Raw genomic sequence first — 16,524 nt, forward strand, 5'->3', positions numbered from 1 at the left:
CCAGGATGCCGGTTTTGTCCTGTTTAATGTCATCTCTGTCCGTTGATTCAAAACGGCATCCAGCATTTGATGAGGCATCGGATTTTCCGACCGCAACTGACTGGAGGATGAGAAGAGATGACCCATCAGATTACCCTTCGTTTTGAGGATGGCGCGACGCAGATGATTGACTGTCGCGCCGGTGAGTCCGTCGCCGATGCGGCGCTGCGCGCCCGCGTCAGCATTCCGCTGGACTGCCGTGACGGCGTCTGCGGTACCTGCAAGGCCACCTGCGCTGCCGGTGACTATCAGCACGGCGACTACGTTGATGAAGCGCTTTCAGCGCAAGAAGCGCAGGCGGGGAGGGTGCTGACCTGCCAGATGCGTCCGTCCAGCGACTGCGTGATTGAGATTGCCGCCGCGTCGGACGCCGCTGGCGTGGGAACCTTCCACGGGCACCTCACCGCCAGCCGCGCGCTGTCGCCGTCGACCCTGACTTTCTCGATTGCCCTCGATGACCGTCAGGCGCTGAGCTTCCTGCCGGGGCAGTATGTCAATGTGCAGGTACCCGGCAGCGACCTGACGCGCTCCTACTCCTTCAGTTCCGGCCCCTCAGAAAATGAGGTGTCGTTCGTGGTCCGCAACGTGCCGCAGGGACTGATGTCGACCTGGTTGAGCGAGCACGCCCGCGTCGGTGAGGCGATGACTTTTCGCGGGCCGATGGGCAGCTTCTACCTGCGCCCTCTCGAGCGCCCGGCGCTGTTTCTGGCGGGAGGGACCGGGCTGGCTCCGTTCCTGTCGATGCTGGCGAAGCTGGCGGACGACGGCGAGACCACGCAGCCGGTACATCTGATTTTTGGTGTGACCCGTGACGAAGATTTGGTGGCGCTGGAGACTCTCGACGCTTATGCCGCGTGTATGCCGAACTTCAGCTACCGCTGCACCGTTGCCGACCCGGAAAGCCGTTACCCGCATAAAGGTTATGTCACCGAGCACATTGATGCCCGCCTGCTTAACGCCGGCGAGGTGGATGTCTATCTCTGCGGCCCGCCGCCGATGGTGGACGCGGTGCGCAGCTATCTGGACAACGCCGGGGTGATGCCGCGTAACTTCTACTATGAAAAATTTGCCGGGGCGACGCAGCCTGTGCAGAGCGGCGAGCAGCACATGGTGGCGGCGGACGTGGATGACGCGTTCGACCTGCGCCTGGCGCTGGAGCTTGGCGCGGTGCAGCTGACCATGGGGCGTCTCTCCGGCGAACAGCTGACCACTTTCCGGCATCTGGCTGACGCTACCGCGGCGTTTGTCTCCGGGCGGCGTTTCCTCGACGTGGCGGGCTATGTGGCGGCCAACCACGCTTTCCATCAGTTCCTGATTGAGGCCACCCGCAACGCGCAGTTGATTGCGCTCTACGCCCAGCTGACGGTGCGTGACTACATTGACCGCGCGCTGACCGCCAGCGTCGAAATCGTCGGCGATATTGTGCAGCAGCACCGGGATTTAGTCTCGGCCTTTGAATATGGCGACCTCAACGCCGCCCGCGACGTGCTGGCGCAGCACGCGCACCATTCCCGTACCACCATGAGCCGGGCGCTGGCGCTGAAGACGGCGCCTGTCGTCGTCACGCCGCCCGTGCCGGAACCCGAAGCGCCGCGCTGTCCGTTCCATGACCTGCAGCCATCGCTGCCGCCTTACTCACATGAGCTGGCGTGGCCGGAAGGGCTGGCGCCGTTTAAGGTGGTGGACGACGGCTCGCAGGGCGACCCCTACGAGCACTACCGCTGGATGCGCGAACACGCGCCGGTGCTGCGCTGCCAGTCGGCGACCACCGATGTCTGGTTCCTGTCGCGTTATGACGACGTGTATCAGGCCATTCGTAACCCCAAACTGTTTTCGTCCGAAGTGGTCAGCCCGCCGCCGCTGACCTTCCTGACCCTGTTCGACGCACCGGGGCATACTCGTCTGCGCAAAGTGGCGCAGCCGTCGTTTATGCCGCTCGCGTTAGAGCCGTTTATTCCGGAAATTGAACGCCGCGCCGAGGCGCTGATTGACCAGATGCTGGCGAACGGCGGCGGCGATGTGGTGGAAGATTTTGCCATTCCGCTCAGTATCGCCACCATTTCGACGATGATCGACGTGCCGAACGAAGACGAAGAGAAGATGAAGTTCTGGTCGGACGAAACCTTCAGCTATTTTGGCCGTCTGGCGCGTAACGCCCCCGGTACCGGCACCGATGAACAGAGCGCAATGGCTTTCTTCGCCTATCTGAAAGAGGCGATGGAACGGCTGTATCTCAGCAACAGCCAGTCGATTGGCGGCCACATTGCCCGCATGTGGAAAGAGGGCCTGCTGTCAGAGAAAGAGGCCAAAGAGCTGTGTGCCTTTGTCTTTATCGCCGGGCATGACACCACCACCATTCTGGTGGCCAACGCCTTCCGTATGTTTGCCGAGCAGCCGCAGCTGGTGGCGCGTATTCACGACAACCTGGACGATGCCGATCGCTTTGTGGAAGAGGTGGCGCGCTATCGCGGCACCGTCCAGCGGGTGAGCCGCATCACCACGGAGGCCACGACGGTGGCGGGCGTTGAGATCCCGAAAGGGGCGGTGGTACGTCTGCTGCTGTCGGCGGCGAACCGCGATAGCCGCAAGTTCGTCAACGGCGAAACGTTTGATATCGATCGCGATACCAGCGGGCATCTCGGCTTTGGCAACGGCATTCACAAGTGCCTTGGGCAGCCGCTGGCCAAGCTCGAAACGCTGATCGCCACCCGGCTTATCGCCCGCAAAGTGGGTGATATTCGCCTCGACCCGGCGCGGCCTATCCAGTACGTACGCGGCAATAACCTCACCAACTCCGGCCCTGAACACCTGTATGTGCAGATGACCGCGCGGGTGGATTAAACGGAGTGCGACAGGCGGCCCTGCTCCTGATGCCGGTATTCCGTGGGCCGCAGCCCGGTTTGCTTGCGGAAAAAACGGCCAAAGTAGGCCTCGTCGCGAAACCCCAGCTCGCGGGCGATCTGCTTGACGCTGAGCGTCGAGTAAACCAGCAGCCGACGGGCTTCGTGTACGGCGCGCCGGTCAATGGCTTCGATGGCCGAAATGCCAAACGCCTCGCGGCAAATGCGGGTGAGCTGACCGGCGGAAATGCCCATTGCGTCGGCATAGCTGGCCACCGGCTGGCGGGTACGGCAGCGTTCATCAAGCAGCAGCCGGAAACGCTCAATACGCGCCACCAGGGCGGCGCGGGCAGGGTTGCCCGCCCGCCGCGCCTGCTCGCTCTGGCGCGCAATCTGCACAAACAGGGCAATAGTGAGCGCCAGCCCGGCGGTGTACTGCCAGCGTTCTGGATGCTCCGCTTCGCGACCGATGGCATCGAACAGCGCCTCCAGCGGCGCGCCGCGGCGACTCTGTGGGTCGACCGTAAGTACCGCTGGCGTGCGGACAAACGCCAGCAGTTCGGGCGCGGCGGTCATGGCGATCGACTCGATCGCCGACTGCGCGGTGGTGATGACGTGGCCGTCCACCGCTTCGTGAAAACGAAAGCCGTGCACCGAGCGGGCGGGAATCACCACCAGACACGGCGCTTCCAGGCGCCAGAGCTGGCCGTCTATCGAGGTTTCGCCGCCGCCGTCAGTCAGGTAAAGCACCTGAATCAGCGCCTCGTGAAAGTGCGGCTCGATCTCAAAACCAAAACGGCTGGCGCGTGCGGGAATGCGCTCGTGATGGACGCTATCGACGGCGGCCTGCGCGCCATACAGCGCGTAGTTGGGCAGCGTTTTCCGCGCGGCGTTAGCGGGCATGATGCCGGTTTTGTCCTGTTTTTATGTGCCGCATGTGGCAATGCTCCGATAAGGGGATGAGATTAAATTCGGCGATAAAATGCGCGATCGCGCAAGTGCGGAATCTTCATCTTGTGATGTGGAACGGGTGGCAACGCGGGCGCTTCTCTATAGCGGCGCAGGCAAAAATTTGCGCTGGCACACAGTTCTTCGCAATTGTCGAAAAGTGCAGGTTTTGGTGTGAAAGTGGCCTTCTGTTTCCCCGGCGGGCTGTGAAAAATGCATATGTAACGTTTTTATAACACAAACAAAACAATAAAAATTATTCATCTGCGAGGTACCCTATGGCTGTAGAACTTCCCGCTCGCGAATGCGACGTGCTGGTGATTGGCAGCGGCGTCGGCGGGCTATCCGCCGCGGTGACCGCGGGCCTGAATGGGTTAGACGTCCAGGTTATCGAAAAAGAACGGGTCTTTGGCGGCACCACCGCGTTTTCCGGCGGCGTGCTGTGGATCCCCGACAACCATCTGGCGCGCCAGCAGGGCATCGACGACAGCCAGGCCGCCGCGCGCACCTATCTGCAAAGCGAAGCCGGGGAGAACTTCCGCCCGGAAGTGGTGGATGCCTTCCTGAAAAACGGGCCGGAAATGCTGCGCTTTTTCGAAGAAAAAACCCGTTTTCGCTGCAATCTGTACCAGTACCCTGACTACCATCCGGACGCCCCCGGCGGGGTGATGCGCGGCCGTTCGGTAGTGCCTGAAGCGTTTGATATCCGCGAGCTGGGCGACGCGATGCCGCGCCTGCGCAAACCGCTGCGTACCATCACCTTTATGGGCATGATGTTCAGCTCATCAAACAACGATCTGAAGCACTTTTTCAACGCCACCCGTTCGCTGACATCATTCGCCTACGTGGTGAAGCGCCTGAGTCGACATCTGCTGGAGGTGGCGCGCTACGGGCGCGGCATCACCGCCAACGGCGGTAACGCGGTGGTGGCACGGCTTGCCTGCTCGGCGCGGGATCTCGGTATTCCGATCCATACCGGCGTCGCGGCGAAAGATCTGATCGTTGAACGCGGCGTCGTGCGCGGTGTGGAGGTTGAACTCAACGGTGAGCGGGTCAGACTGTTTGCCCGACGCGGCGTGGTGCTGGCATCCGGCGGTTTTGCCCGTGATGAATCGCGGCTGAAGCAGCTCTACCCGCACGTTCGACGCGGTGGTATTCAGCTGTCGCCAACGCCGCCCGGCGTGGATACCGGCGACGGCATCGCCATGGCCGAGCGCATTGGCGCGCGCTTTGACGACAGCTACGCCAACGGCGCGGCGTGGATCCCGGCATCAAAAGTGCAGATTGGCCGTCAGTCGTATGTCTTCCCGCATCTTGTCGACCGCTACAAGCCGGGCTTTATCATGATCAACCGCCACGGCGTGCGCTTTTGCAACGAAGCGGATTCCTACCATGACGTGGGTATCGCGATGATTGAAACCTGCCGTGACGACAGCGAAACCTTCGCCTGGCAAATTTGCGACCGCCGCGCGCTGCGCAAATACGGCATGGGGTTTGCCAAGCCCGCGCCGATTCCCGTCTCGCTCTACCTGAAAAACGGCTATCTGGTCGAAGGAAAAACGCTGGCTGAGCTGGCGCAAAAAATGGGCGTCCCGACGGCGGCGTTTGAAGAGACGGTGAGTCGCTACAACGCCGATGCCCGTCTTGGCAAAGACTCGCAGTTTGGCCGCGGCGAGTCGGCGTATAACCGCTATCTCGGCGACGCCACCCATCAGCCTAACCCTTGCGTCGCCCCCATTGAGCAGGGGCCGTTTTACGCCGTGAAGCTGTACATGGGCGACCTTGGCACCTTCCACGGCCTGAAAACCGACGGCGAAGCGCGGGTGCTGGATAACCAGGGGCTGCCGATTCCGGGCCTGTACGCCGCCGGTAATGAAATGGCCAGCATGATGGGCGGCAGCTACCCCGGCGCGGGGATTACCCTCGGCCCGGCGGCCACCTTTGGCTATATCGCCGCCCACAGCATGGCGGCGCGCGGTGAAACCGCAATGCAGCTCGACCGCGAAGCTTCATAAATCAGGAGAACACTATGTCGACACTTTTTAGCCCTCTACAGGTTGGCCCGCTGACGCTGGCGAACCGCATCGTTGTCCCACCGATGTCGCAATACTCGGCGCAGGCGGACGGTATCGCCACGCCCTGGCACGCGCAGCACATTGGCGGCCTGGCGATTTCTGGCGCGGGGATGGTGATTTGCGAGGCCCACGGCGTGACCGCGGACGGGCGGATTACGCCGCACTGTCTGGGGCTGTGGAATCGCGAACAGGAGCAGGCGCTGCAAAAACTGCTGGCCGATATTCGCACCTACAGCAACACGCCCATCGGCGTTCAGCTTAACCACGCGGGCCGTAAAGCGGGCACCAATGCGCCGTGGCGCAATCAGGGCGCATCGCTCGGCGATGAGGAAGGCGGCTGGCCGACTGTCGCTCCTTCGGCTATGCCTTACAAACCCGGCTGGCGCGTACCGCAGGTGCTGGATGAAGCGGGAATGGCGCGTATTACCCAGGGCTTCGTCGACGCCGCGCAGCGCGCATTAAACGCCGGAGTCGATTTTATCGAGCTGCACGCGGCCAACGGCTATCTGCTGAACCAGTTTTTGTCGCCGCTCAGCAACCAGCGTGAGGATGAATACGGCGGTAGCCCGGAAAATCGCATGCGTTTCCCGTTGCAGGTGGCTCGCGCGCTGCGCGAAGTGTGGCCGAAAAGCCGCCCGCTGGGTGTGCGCTTTAATGGCGGTGAATTCGCTGACGGTGGGCTGTCGCTGGATGAAGCGGTGCAGTTTGCCCGAGAACTGCACGCGCTGGGCTACGATTATCTCCATGTTTCCGGCGGCTATAACATCTATCATCAGACGCCCAATGCCGACCAACCGGGCTATATGGTGCCGTTTGCCGAAGCGGTGAAAAAGGCGCTGCCGGAGGCGGTGGTGATTACCGTGGGGCTGATTTACGAAGCGCCGCAGGCCGAGGCGATCGTGCGCGAGGGGCGGGCCGATCTGGTGGCGATTGGCCGCGGGATGCTTGATGACCCCAACTGGCCGATTCATGCGGCGATTGCGCTGGGCGAGAACGCGCCGTGGCCGAAACCGTACGACCGCTTTGGGCCGCTGGGCTGGCCAACGCACCGTGCTCAGGAGGCCAAATGATGACGTTGCCGATTATCGATCACCGTATTTACACCATTCGCCTGCGTAAAATGAACGAATTTATTGAGGTGTTTGACCGCCTGGCGATGCCGGTCCTGCGCGAGACGCTGGGCAATCCGCTGGGGTTTTACACCAGCTTTGTCGGGCCGCAGAACCAGTTCGTGCATCTGTGGGGTTATGAAAGCTTGGCGGAGTACGAGCGCCGTAGCCGTTTACGCGACGCGCATCCGGATTTTGCCGCCTACCTTAAAGCGTCGGAGCCGTATATTGTGGCGCAGGAGACGCGGCTGATTCGCGCCACGGCGATGCCGTCGTTGGCGGGGTAGTTTTGTGCGGCGATAACCCTCACCCCGGCCCTCTCCCTGGAAGGGAGAGGGAGAAAACCCGCGCCGCTCAGTTTTCCTGGATGTTGGGTGGCAGGGTGACAAACCGCGCCGATCGGTCCCCTCGCCCCTTTGGGGAGAGGGTTAGGGTGAGGGGAAAACCGCTCACCACACTCACGGAGGCACCATGAACCTGGCAAACAGCATCCCGGTCTTCAAACTGTACGGCGAAAGCTGGCACTGGCCGACGCCGGATCTCCTGCATTGTGAATCGATCCAAAGCCGCAGCAGCCTCTACGACTGGAGCATTCGCGCCCATCAGCACACCGATCTGGTGCAGATCCTCTACGTTCAACAAGGGCAGGGCGAGATTGAAATCGAAGGCCTCCGCCAGCCGTTCGCGGGCGCCTGCGTGCAGATTATCCCCGCGCTCTGCGTTCACGGTTTTCGCTTTTCGCCGGGAACCCAGGGTTTTTCGCTGTCGCTGGCCGCGCCGCTGGTGGCGCAGTTCGAACAGCAGTTTGGCCGCTCGTTACAGGTGTTGAACCGGGCTTTCCGCGTGCCGGTGGGCGAGGCGGGCGAGCAAATTCATACCCTGTTTCAAACGTTACAGCTGGAGTATCAGGCGGAGAACGAAGCGCGCGATATGATGCTGCATTCGCTGCTCAGCGCGCTGATGGTCTGGCTGAATCGCCAGGCCGCCGCGCCGGTCGCGGTGAGCGATAAAGTGGAGCGCAAGCGTGCCGCGATACGCCGTTTTAATCAGCTGGTGGAAAATCACTATCGCGAACACTTCCCGCTGGCGCATTACGCCAGCCAGATCGGCATGTCCGGGGTGCATCTCAATACCCTGTGTCGCGAGTTTCACGGCTGTAGCGCCCTCAGCGTACTGCATCAGCGTCTGCTGCTGGAAGCCAAGCGCAGCCTGCTGTACACCAGCATGACCGTCAGCCAGATTTCCGATTATCTCGGTTTCAGCGACGCCACCTATTTCTCGCGTTTTTTCCGCCGCAGTACGGGCTTTTCACCGCGTGATTTTCGCGATAAACCGACGCAAACCTGCGCTGAGCCTGCCCACGCGCTGTAGCCGGGCAGGCCCGTCATTAGCGGGTGAAGCCGGGACGCGGCAGTTTGCCCATCAGCATGGTCGGCAGGCCGCCGTCGACGCCAATCTCCGCACCGTTGATATAGCTCGATTTTTCACTCAGCAGGAACAGCACCGCGTTGGCGATATCTTCCGGCTTGCCAATGCGCTGGCTGGCGGTAAACGCTTCGCGGCTTTCGCGCACGCCCGGCTGGGCGTAGTAGTCGGCGGTCAGCGCGGTTTCAATCATCCCCGGCGCCACCAGATTGCTGCGAATGCCATCCTGCCCCCATTCGACGGCAATCTGCTGCGACAGCAGGCCAACGGCGGCTTTGCCGGGACTATAGGCGCCGCTCCACGGCTGGGGAATGCGTCCGGAAATTGAACCAATATGCACAATGCTGCCGCGTTTTGCCGCGCGCATATCGTGGGCGAACTCGCGCGCGCACAGCAGATAGCCGGTCAGGTTGACGTTAAGCTGCGTTTGCCACTGCTCAAGGCTGATGTCCGCCAGCCCCGCCGGGCGTAAAATACCCGCCGCGTTGACCAGCCCATGGCATGGCCCGAGCAGCGCGCGCACGCTTTGCGCCGCCTCTTTGACCTGTTCTTCTCGGCTAACATCGCAGGCCAGCGCCACCCGTTTTCCCGGCAGATGTTCAAGCTTCAGGCGCACCGCGTCGGCGCGCTGCGGCTGCGCGTCGAGCAGGGCGACGTTGGCCCCTTGTTGCGCCAGCGCCGTGGCGATGGCTTCGCCAATGCCGCTTGCTGCGCCGGTGACGGCAAACACCTGGCCGCGCAGGCCCAGCCAGTCCGGGGATACGTGTAATTCAGTCATGGTTTTCTCCACGTTTTTCTTGTGTACAGATGCCCTGACATTGTTTGGTGTGGAGCGATGAAAGAGAAGGCACGAACGAAAAGCAGACCGGGACTTTTGGATGCGATTTCGCTAACCTCGACGTTCGTCAATCATCGCCATGAGGTTCATGATGGAGCATCCTGCCGCGCAGCAAATTCTCAACCTTTATCAGCGTCACGCCGACGCCTTCGTGCGCCTGCGTTCGCGCGCGCTGTTTGAAAAAAGCTGGCTGGATAAATTCCTCGCCGCCGTTGGCAAACCGGGGCGCATTCTGGATATGGGCTGTGGTACCGGCGATCCGATCGCGGCCTATTTTATTGCCGGGGGATATGCCGTGACCGGCGTCGACGGTAGCGAGGCGATGCTGGCTTACGCCCGCGCGCAGTTTCCTGCGCAGCGTTGGCTACAGCAGGATATGCGCGGTCTGGCGCTGGGCGAAACCTTCGACGGCCTGATTGCCTGGGACAGTTTTTTCCATCTTACCCAGGCGGATCAGCGCGCCATGTTTGCGGTCTTTGTCCGCCACAGCCATCCCGGCAGCGCGCTGATGTTCACCAGCGGCCCCGGCGACGGCATTGCGATGGGCGAGTTTGAAGGCGAACCGCTATTCCACGCCAGCCTTGCGCCCGAGGCGTATCGGGCGCTGCTGGCAGAGCACGGTTTTACGGTGCTTGAGATGCGCGCGGAAGATCCGCAATGCGGTGGTCATACCGTGTGGCTGGCGCAGAAAACCGCATGATGATGTCTCGTTAATGGCTGCGCAAAAACAGTCGGTGAAGCACATCGGTTAACAGATTACAGACGATGAACACACAGGCGGCGAAAATGGTGGTGCCGATCACTACCGGAAAATCGCCGTCCAGCGCCGCGTCAATCGCCAGCCGCCCGACGCCGTCGAGACCAAACATCTTCTCCGTGACAATCGCCCCGCCCATAATCGCCGCCAGCTCCAGCCCGGTGAGCATCAGCACCGGGCTGAGGGCCGGCTTCAGCGCATGGTCGAAGTAAACTCGCCACTCGCTGACACCCTTAGCCCGCGCGGTGCGAATATAGTCCCGGTGCAGCACGTCCAGCATACTGCTGCGCAGCACGCGCTGGAAAATCCCCATCTCTGCCAGCGCCAGCGTCAACCACGGCAGCGCCAGATGACGCGCCCACTGCCACGGGTCCTCGCGTAGAGCGACATAGCCGCCCGCCGGAAACCAGTTAAGGTTGTGCAAAGACAGCTGATAAAACAGGAAAAAGATAATCAGCATACCGCTCAGGAAGGTGGGCAGCGACAGCGCAATATAGGCGAAGAATGCCAGCAGACGGTCAACAAAACGATCGCGATAGCGCGCCGCCAGCACGCCGGTGAGCAGCGATATCGCCGTCCAGATGACCAGCGCGCCCAGCGCCAGCGACAGCGTCACCGGCACTTTTTGCAAAATGAGCTGGGTGACCGGCGTCTGGAAACGGAACGAGTAACCCAGCGCGGGAGGCCAGTGCAGCATGCCTACTGGCGCTCCCTGAATCTCCGGTCCGCGCAGCAGGAAATAGCGCAACTGCTGGTACCAGGGATCGTTAAGGTGCAGCGCCCGGGCAATGGCGTCGATGGCCTCCGGCGTGGCGTTGCGCGGCGCCAGCATTACCGCCGGATCCTGATAGGCGATACGGGTCAGCGCAAAGGCGACAATGAGCACCAGCAGCAGCGTCAGGGCGCTACGCAACAGCGTGTTCACTAACGTAGAAAAAGTCATGACTATCGGCGCTCCAGATGAGGGTCCAGGACGTTACGCAGGCCGCTGCTCAGGCAGTTAAAGCCCAGGACGGTAATAAACAGCGCCAGCGCGGGAGCGGCTAAAAACCACGGCTGCACCTGATACATCGCCGAGCGCTGCACGTCGGCAATCATATTGCCCAGGCTGGCGGCGGGGGCCGGAATACCGACGCCGAGAAACGAAAGGGTGGCCTCGGCGATAATATTGGTCGGCAGTTGGATGGCCCAGTAAATGCCCATCGTCGGCAGCACGCCGGGAATGATATCGCGCCACAGAATGCGCCACTGGCTTTCTCCCATCAGCGTGGCGGCGGCGACGAACTCCTGCTGGCGAATATCCAGCACCAGCCCCCGGCTAAGACGCGCGAAATAGCCCCAGGAGAAGAAGGTGATGACGAAAATCACTACCCACAGCGGATCGACGCGCGGCCCGCTCTCGCCACCCTGGTTGAGCGCCAGCAGACTCAGCGCCGTTACCACGAAGGGGAAGGAGAGTACCAGGTTGATCAACTGCTGGCACAGCGCGTCGATGCGTCCGCCGCGATAGCCGCCAATCAGCCCGACGAACAGACCAATCACCATTGCCAGCGTGGTGGCGGGCACGGCGATCAGCAGCGAAATGCGGGTGCCGTACAGCGTGCGCACCAGCACATCGCGGCCATTATCGTCCGCGCCCAGCGGGAACGCCGCCGTTGGCCCCAGCGGAATCCCCATATCCGACAGCGCGCTGTCGCGAAACTGCTCGGTTTCACCGTGACCGAGCCATGCCGCAACCAGCGGCGCGGCCAGCGCGGCTAAAACCATCAGCGCGACAATCACCAGCCCGCGGCGGGCGCTCGGCTCTCGCCATAACCGTTGCCAGAACGACGACGGTACGAGGGCTAATGGCTCAGAGAGCAACGGCTGGCTCATAGCCGACCTCCTCACTAAAACGGTAGGCGGCGCCGGGAATGGCCGCCAGCAGCTGCCGGGTCCACGCCTGCTGCGGCCGCTGGAAGATCTGTTCGGTACTGCCTTGCTCGATGATTTGCCCCGCCTGGAGCACCAGTACGCGGTCGCACAGCGCCGCCACCGCGTCGAGATCGTGGGAAATAAACAGCAGCGACAGCCCATAGCGGCTGCGCAGACGGGTGAACAGCTGGATGATGCGGTGCTGGGTGGTGATGTCCAGCGCCGACACCGCCTCGTCGGCGACGATCAGTTTCGGTTTCATCGCCAGCGCGCGGGCAATCACCACCCGTTGACGCTGGCCGCCGGAGAGCTGCGATGGATAACGGAAGGCGGTGGCCGCGGGGAGTTCCACCTGCGCCAGCAGATCGTCAATCGCCACCCGTAGCGCCGTCGATGACAGCAGCCGGCCGCGTTCGCGCAGGGCGGTGAGCTGTAGCGGTTGCGCCAGCGTGTCGTCGATGCGTCGCCGTGGATTCAGGCTGCTGTAGGGATCCTGAAACACCATCTGCACCGCGTGGCGATCCGGGTGATGGTTTCCCGGCTCCCGCCACGGCTGGCCTGACAGCGTCAGCGTACCGCTGTCCGGGGCGTCCAGCCCGACGACAATGCGCCCCAGCGTGCTTTTCCCCGATCCGGACTCGCCGACCAGCCCCAGGATCTCTCCCTCGTGCAAACGGAAGTTCACGTCATTCAGCACCGGCGCGGCGGCTTTCCCCGACAAGAACAGCGAGGGTTTAACGAAGCGGCGCGAAACCTGACGCACCTCGAGTAGCGGCGTCGCCTCGCCGTGGCTAAACGGCGAGGGCGCGCGTGGATGCCAGCCCGCCTGCAGCAGCGAGCGGGTGTAGTCGTGCTGCGGCGTATCGAACAGCGCGCGCGTGGCCCCCTGTTCAACCACGCGACCGTGCTGCATCACCACGATCCGGTCGGCAACATCGGCAACCACCCGCAGGTTATGGCTGATAAACACCAGCGCGCAGCCGTGCTGCTGCTGAAGCCGCTTTAACAGGCGCAGAATCGACGCCTGAACGGTGGCGTCCAGCGCGGTAGTGGGCTCATCGGCGATAATCAGCGCCGGATTCAGCGCAATGGCGATGGCGATCATCACCCGCTGGCGCTGGCCGCCGGAGAACTTTGCCGGACGCTCGTGATAGCGGCGGGCGGCATCGGCAATGCCCACCTCCGTCAGCAGCGCCAGCACCTGCTCGCGCAGGGCTTTACGCCCCACGCGGTGGTGAGCGAGAATCGCCTCTTCGATCTGTCGCCCCACGCTTTTCAGCGGGTGCAGGTTGCTTAGCGGATCCTGCGACACATAGCCAATTTGCGCGCCGCGCAGCTGACGCTTCTTTTCCGGGGTATAGGCGTGCAGCGGCTGGTCGTTAAAGACAATCTCTCCCTGCACGCGCATCGGCGTCGGCAGCAGGCCCAGCACCGCCAGCAGGCTGAGGCTTTTCCCGGACCCGGATTCACCCACTACCGCCAGCGTTTCACCCGGTTCGACGTGAAAACTGACGCCGTTGACCAGCGTGCTGTGCGGGTCAAGGCTAATCGTTAAGCCGCGTACATTGAGTAATGGCATCACGCCCCCTTAAGGCTTCAAGGCAATATTGGTGATATCGGCCTGCGTGGCGAGGGAAGACCACGTCCAGTGGGTCACGCGCTCGGAGGTCACCGCGATGCGGCGTTTCTCAAACAGCGGGATCCATGGCAGGTCGGCGGAGACCAGACGGTCGGCCTCTTGCCAGATAGGGCCGGGGTTATCCGAGCTGTAGGCCTGTTTCGCCAGCTGGTTCAGTTTGGGGTTGCTATAGCAGATGGCATACACGTTGCCGCGCCCGCACGGTGAGGCGTCTGAGTTCAGCCAGCCGCCGAGCAGCATGCGCGTCGCCGGGCCCTGCCAGTCCGGCGAGGTCTGGCCGAGCGCCAGATCCCAACGGTTTTCCGGGCTTTGCAGATAGGCCATAAACTGCGGCGGCGGCACCGGGATCAGGTTCAGGCGAATGCCCGCGCGCGCCAGATCTTCTTTGAGGATCACCGCCAGCGTGCTGAACTGGTTATTGGCGCGATAAACCAGATCCAACGCCAGCCCATCAGTCAGGCCGGCCTTTTTCAGCAGCGCTTTGGCTTTTTCCGGGTCGCCTTTACTATCAGGGGTGGCATAGGGGTCGAACGGTTCATGGCCGAGCAGGGTGCTGGTGATAATCTGCCCCAGCGGCAGGGCGGCAATTTTCCCGCCCTGCGCCTGTACCAGGTGCGCCTTGTTCACCGCGTAGGCTAACGCCTGGCGGACGCGCAGGTCGCGCAGCGCGGTGGCACCCGCGCTTTTGGCCTGCGGCTGGGCGTTGATGGCGATAAAGTTTGCCGCGCCGCTGTTGGCGGCATGCAGATACGGGCTTTTCTGCACCAGATACTGGCGTACCGCAGCCTGTGGCGGGACGTCGAGGTACAGCGACAGGTCGGCATCACCGGCCTGAATACGCTGCATCACGCTGTCTTCGTTATTGCCGGTAAAGCTCACTTCGATGGCGTCAACCCACGCTTTACGCGCCGGGTCTTCCGCGTGGTTGTAGTCTTTGACCTTCGTCAGCAGCAGCTTCTGGCCGCTCACATAGCTGGCGACTTCGTACGGCCCGCTGGACGGGAAGTTTTTACGGAACTCCTGCGAGTCCGGGAAGTAGCGCGAGGCCACCTCTTCCGGCAGCGGGGTGACGAAGTTCATCGACAGAATGTTGAGGAAGTCATAGTTCTTGCTGTCAGACCGCAGGACCAGGGTTTTATCGTCCGGCGCGCTGACGCCTGCAATCTCATGGCTGTCGATAAAGGCCTTGCTGGCGGCCAGATCGCCGGTTGCTACCTTACTGAACGCCTGGCAATAGTCGGCAAATCCGGAGAACGCGAGGTTGAAGTAGTTGACCGCCGCCACCTGTTTGTTGGGGTCGCAGAAACGCTTAATGGCGTAGACGAAGTCCTTCGCCACAATGGGCCGCGTGGTTGGCCCCGCGTAGCGAATGCCGTCGCGCAGGTGGAAGGTATAGGTTTTACCGTCGGCGCTGACGTCCCATGATTTTGCCAGATCGCCCACCAGCGTGGTGTCGTCCTTCAGGCTCTGTGGCGAGCCGGGGTAGGTGACCAGCTGGCGGGTGACCGCGCGCAGAATCTCCCACGAATCAACCGAGTAGCCGGTCAGCGGATCGAAGGCGTCGAGGTCCGGCTGCAATGAGGCGATTTTTAAGGTACCGCCCGGCTGTGGGGCGGCCTCTTCGGCGAATGCCGGAACTATCGCGCCGGTGATCAGCGCGACGAAAAGTGCCTGGCCCGCCAGGGGCCAACGAATGCTGTGCATCAAAAAATCTCCCGAAAAAGTTAGAAGAAGATCCCCGACCAGGGATGTTCATGACAGGCCAGCAGGCACGTTAAACGCGCGGCGGCCTGTGAATGGTGCGGTTGAAGGCGGCGGGCGGCGGCGAGCTGCTGCGCGGTGTATTCGCCCAGCAGCAGCATGGCGAGCGCGTCGATTCCCAGCGTGATATCCGGTCGGCTCGCGCTGCGCTGAATGCCGTCCGACGATAGCCGCCAGACGCCGTGGTTTTCCGCCAGCAGCGGATCGTCAATTGCCAGCGTGACCGCTTCGCCGCTCGCGTAGCGTCGGGCGTTAAGCGTCTGCTCGACGTTGATGATCCGCAGCCAGCTCTCGTCGATGCGCCCCGTTTGCTGAACCGCGCGCGGGTTGGCCAGCAGTAGCGGGAGCGGGTCATCCACCGGGCGGTGCGGCAGTTCGATATAGCGCGCGATATCCAGCTGAAGCAGATAGCCGAGCAGCTGCGCGGCAAGCTGTGGATCGGCGGCGTGCAGATCGTCAACCACCAGCGTGCGCTCGGTGCTGTAGAGCCAGTTGTCGTCGGGCTTCGCGTGATAACGGACAAAACCCTGCGCCTCGCCGTCCTTCAGCGCCAGCGCGACATAATGGTTCAGACTGCTGTGCGCCAGACGATGCTGCTGGAGCGCCCACCACTGCGGCCAGCGGGTTAACGTGCCGGCGTGAGGGTGTGGATAGCGAGCGACGATGGCTTGCTGCGCCTCCCAGGCATTCGCGGCGGGCAGCAGACGAATGTCGCCCTCCGCCGCAGGCAGCGACGGCAGTTCACGTTTATCAAGACGCAGATCCTGAATCGCGGTGGCGATACCGAAGCCGAAACGCCCATAAATCGTGCCCTGTGAAGCGCGCAGCGTGGCGACGGCGACGCCCTGCCGATAGAGATCCGCCAACTGTTGGCTGAAGAGCGCCCGCAGCACGCCGCGACGGCTGAAGTGCGGCAGTACGCCAACGTGAGTGACGGCGGCATGTGGCACGCGCTGGCCGCCCGGCAGCGTCAGTTCGCCGGGAAAGCTGTTGCTGGTGCCCGCCAGTTGCCCGTCTAGCGACGCGGCGTAAACGCGCCCCGGCACCACGTAGCGCTCGGCCCAGCCATCGACCGGCGTAACGCCTCCCGGCAGGCCGAACATCGCCTGGCGAAACAACGTTGCAGCGGCAAGCAGCTCGGCGGGATCATGAAGAGTCCGAATCTCCGGCATCGTGACG

The 16,524-nt window shown here is 62.5% G+C and carries 13 protein-coding genes and 1 pseudogene; 7 read left to right on the top strand and 7 right to left on the bottom strand.

The window, feature by feature from the left end; all coding sequences use genetic code 11:
• Positions 1–117: 117 nt before the first annotated feature.
• Together benC and K7B04_RS13985 are read left to right on the top strand one after the other, a co-directional pair.
• Positions 118–1,107 (top strand): annotated as a pseudogene (gene benC, locus K7B04_RS13980) (benzoate 1,2-dioxygenase electron transfer component BenC); the annotation flags it as partial.
• 39 nt (positions 1,108–1,146) lie between these two features.
• Complete coding sequence (locus K7B04_RS13985; protein WP_223804167.1) at positions 1,147–2,880, top strand: cytochrome P450; 1,734 nt, start codon at positions 1,147–1,149, stop codon at positions 2,878–2,880.
• Here the strand turns inward: K7B04_RS13985 and K7B04_RS13990 are convergent.
• Complete coding sequence (locus K7B04_RS13990) at positions 2,877–3,782, bottom strand: helix-turn-helix domain-containing protein (RefSeq protein ID WP_223802281.1); 906 nt, start codon at positions 3,780–3,782, stop codon at positions 2,877–2,879. The two genes, K7B04_RS13985 and K7B04_RS13990, sit on opposite strands and share 4 nt — an antisense overlap.
• Before the next feature lie 323 nt (positions 3,783–4,105).
• Between K7B04_RS13990 and K7B04_RS13995 the strand changes: the two genes are divergently transcribed.
• From K7B04_RS13995 to K7B04_RS14010, 4 genes are all read left to right on the top strand, one after another.
• On the top strand, positions 4,106–5,842 hold the full coding sequence (locus K7B04_RS13995; RefSeq protein ID WP_223802282.1) for an FAD-dependent oxidoreductase: 1,737 nt from the start codon (positions 4,106–4,108) through the stop codon (positions 5,840–5,842).
• Between the two features lie 14 nt (positions 5,843–5,856).
• Complete coding sequence (locus K7B04_RS14000) at positions 5,857–6,972, top strand: NADH:flavin oxidoreductase/NADH oxidase (RefSeq protein WP_223802283.1); 1,116 nt, start codon at positions 5,857–5,859, stop codon at positions 6,970–6,972.
• Positions 6,969–7,298 carry an NIPSNAP family protein gene (locus K7B04_RS14005; protein WP_163447908.1) on the top strand — a complete coding sequence of 110 codons (330 nt, stop codon included), beginning with the start codon at positions 6,969–6,971 and terminating at the stop codon, positions 7,296–7,298. The genes K7B04_RS14000 and K7B04_RS14005 overlap by 4 nt, the downstream gene beginning before the upstream one ends.
• Before the next feature lie 184 nt (positions 7,299–7,482).
• A complete protein-coding gene (locus K7B04_RS14010) occupies positions 7,483–8,382 on the top strand; it encodes a helix-turn-helix domain-containing protein (RefSeq protein WP_223802284.1) in 900 nt (299 codons plus the stop codon).
• Positions 8,383–8,398: 16 nt separating this feature from the next.
• On the opposite strand, the gene K7B04_RS14015 is transcribed toward K7B04_RS14010, so the two are convergent.
• Positions 8,399–9,214, bottom strand: coding sequence for an SDR family oxidoreductase (locus K7B04_RS14015; protein WP_167576243.1), 816 nt, complete (start codon positions 9,212–9,214; stop codon positions 8,399–8,401).
• A 151-nt stretch (positions 9,215–9,365) separates the two neighbouring features.
• Here K7B04_RS14015 and K7B04_RS14020 point away from each other — a divergent pair, with 151 nt between their 5' ends.
• Positions 9,366–9,974, top strand: coding sequence for a class I SAM-dependent methyltransferase (locus tag K7B04_RS14020; protein WP_223804168.1), 609 nt, complete (start codon positions 9,366–9,368; stop codon positions 9,972–9,974).
• Between the two features lie 10 nt (positions 9,975–9,984).
• On the opposite strand, the gene K7B04_RS14025 is transcribed toward K7B04_RS14020, so the two are convergent.
• From K7B04_RS14025 to K7B04_RS14045, 5 genes are read right to left on the bottom strand one after another with little or no spacing between them, the layout of a single operon-like run.
• Positions 9,985–10,974: an ABC transporter permease gene (locus K7B04_RS14025; RefSeq protein ID WP_223802285.1), complete on the bottom strand. Its 990-nt coding sequence runs from the start codon at positions 10,972–10,974 to the stop codon at positions 9,985–9,987.
• Between the two features lie 2 nt (positions 10,975–10,976).
• On the bottom strand, positions 10,977–11,906 hold the full coding sequence (locus K7B04_RS14030; protein ID WP_223802286.1) for an ABC transporter permease: 930 nt from the start codon (positions 11,904–11,906) through the stop codon (positions 10,977–10,979).
• Positions 11,884–13,524, bottom strand: coding sequence for an ABC transporter ATP-binding protein (locus K7B04_RS14035; protein ID WP_223802287.1), 1,641 nt, complete (start codon positions 13,522–13,524; stop codon positions 11,884–11,886). Before K7B04_RS14035 ends, K7B04_RS14030 begins: the two co-directional genes overlap by 23 nt.
• Positions 13,525–13,533: 9 nt before the next feature.
• Positions 13,534–15,288, bottom strand: a complete 1,755-nt coding sequence (locus K7B04_RS14040) for an ABC transporter substrate-binding protein (protein WP_223802288.1) — start codon at positions 15,286–15,288, stop codon at positions 13,534–13,536.
• A gap of 20 nt (positions 15,289–15,308) precedes the next feature.
• Entirely contained in the window at positions 15,309–16,517 is a 1,209-nt protein-coding gene (locus K7B04_RS14045; RefSeq protein WP_223802289.1) for a GNAT family N-acetyltransferase, read from the bottom strand.
• Positions 16,518–16,524: the final 7 nt, after the last annotated feature.

It is taken from the genome of Kluyvera sp. CRP (assembly GCF_019930565.1).
Taxonomy (GTDB): Bacteria; Pseudomonadota; Gammaproteobacteria; order Enterobacterales; family Enterobacteriaceae; genus Kluyvera; species Kluyvera georgiana_A.

What these genes read in the sequence shown, in the direction of transcription:
- K7B04_RS13985 (WP_223804167.1), top strand. Translation starts at nt 1,147, where the DNA reads ATGGTGGCGGCGGACGTGGATGACGCGTTCGACCTGCGCCTGGCGCTG.
- K7B04_RS13990 (WP_223802281.1), bottom strand. Translation starts at nt 3,782, where the DNA reads ATGCCCGCTAACGCCGCGCGGAAAACGCTGCCCAACTACGCGCTGTAT.
- K7B04_RS13995 (WP_223802282.1), top strand. Translation starts at nt 4,106, where the DNA reads ATGGCTGTAGAACTTCCCGCTCGCGAATGCGACGTGCTGGTGATTGGC.
- K7B04_RS14000 (WP_223802283.1), top strand. Translation starts at nt 5,857, where the DNA reads ATGTCGACACTTTTTAGCCCTCTACAGGTTGGCCCGCTGACGCTGGCG.
- K7B04_RS14005 (WP_163447908.1), top strand. Translation starts at nt 6,969, where the DNA reads ATGATGACGTTGCCGATTATCGATCACCGTATTTACACCATTCGCCTG.
- K7B04_RS14010 (WP_223802284.1), top strand. Translation starts at nt 7,483, where the DNA reads ATGAACCTGGCAAACAGCATCCCGGTCTTCAAACTGTACGGCGAAAGC.
- K7B04_RS14015 (WP_167576243.1), bottom strand. Translation starts at nt 9,214, where the DNA reads ATGACTGAATTACACGTATCCCCGGACTGGCTGGGCCTGCGCGGCCAG.
- K7B04_RS14020 (WP_223804168.1), top strand. Translation starts at nt 9,366, where the DNA reads ATGGAGCATCCTGCCGCGCAGCAAATTCTCAACCTTTATCAGCGTCAC.
- K7B04_RS14025 (WP_223802285.1), bottom strand. Translation starts at nt 10,974, where the DNA reads ATGACTTTTTCTACGTTAGTGAACACGCTGTTGCGTAGCGCCCTGACG.
- K7B04_RS14030 (WP_223802286.1), bottom strand. Translation starts at nt 11,906, where the DNA reads ATGAGCCAGCCGTTGCTCTCTGAGCCATTAGCCCTCGTACCGTCGTCG.
- K7B04_RS14035 (WP_223802287.1), bottom strand. Translation starts at nt 13,524, where the DNA reads ATGCCATTACTCAATGTACGCGGCTTAACGATTAGCCTTGACCCGCAC.
- K7B04_RS14040 (WP_223802288.1), bottom strand. Translation starts at nt 15,288, where the DNA reads ATGCACAGCATTCGTTGGCCCCTGGCGGGCCAGGCACTTTTCGTCGCG.
- K7B04_RS14045 (WP_223802289.1), bottom strand. Translation starts at nt 16,517, where the DNA reads ATGCCGGAGATTCGGACTCTTCATGATCCCGCCGAGCTGCTTGCCGCT.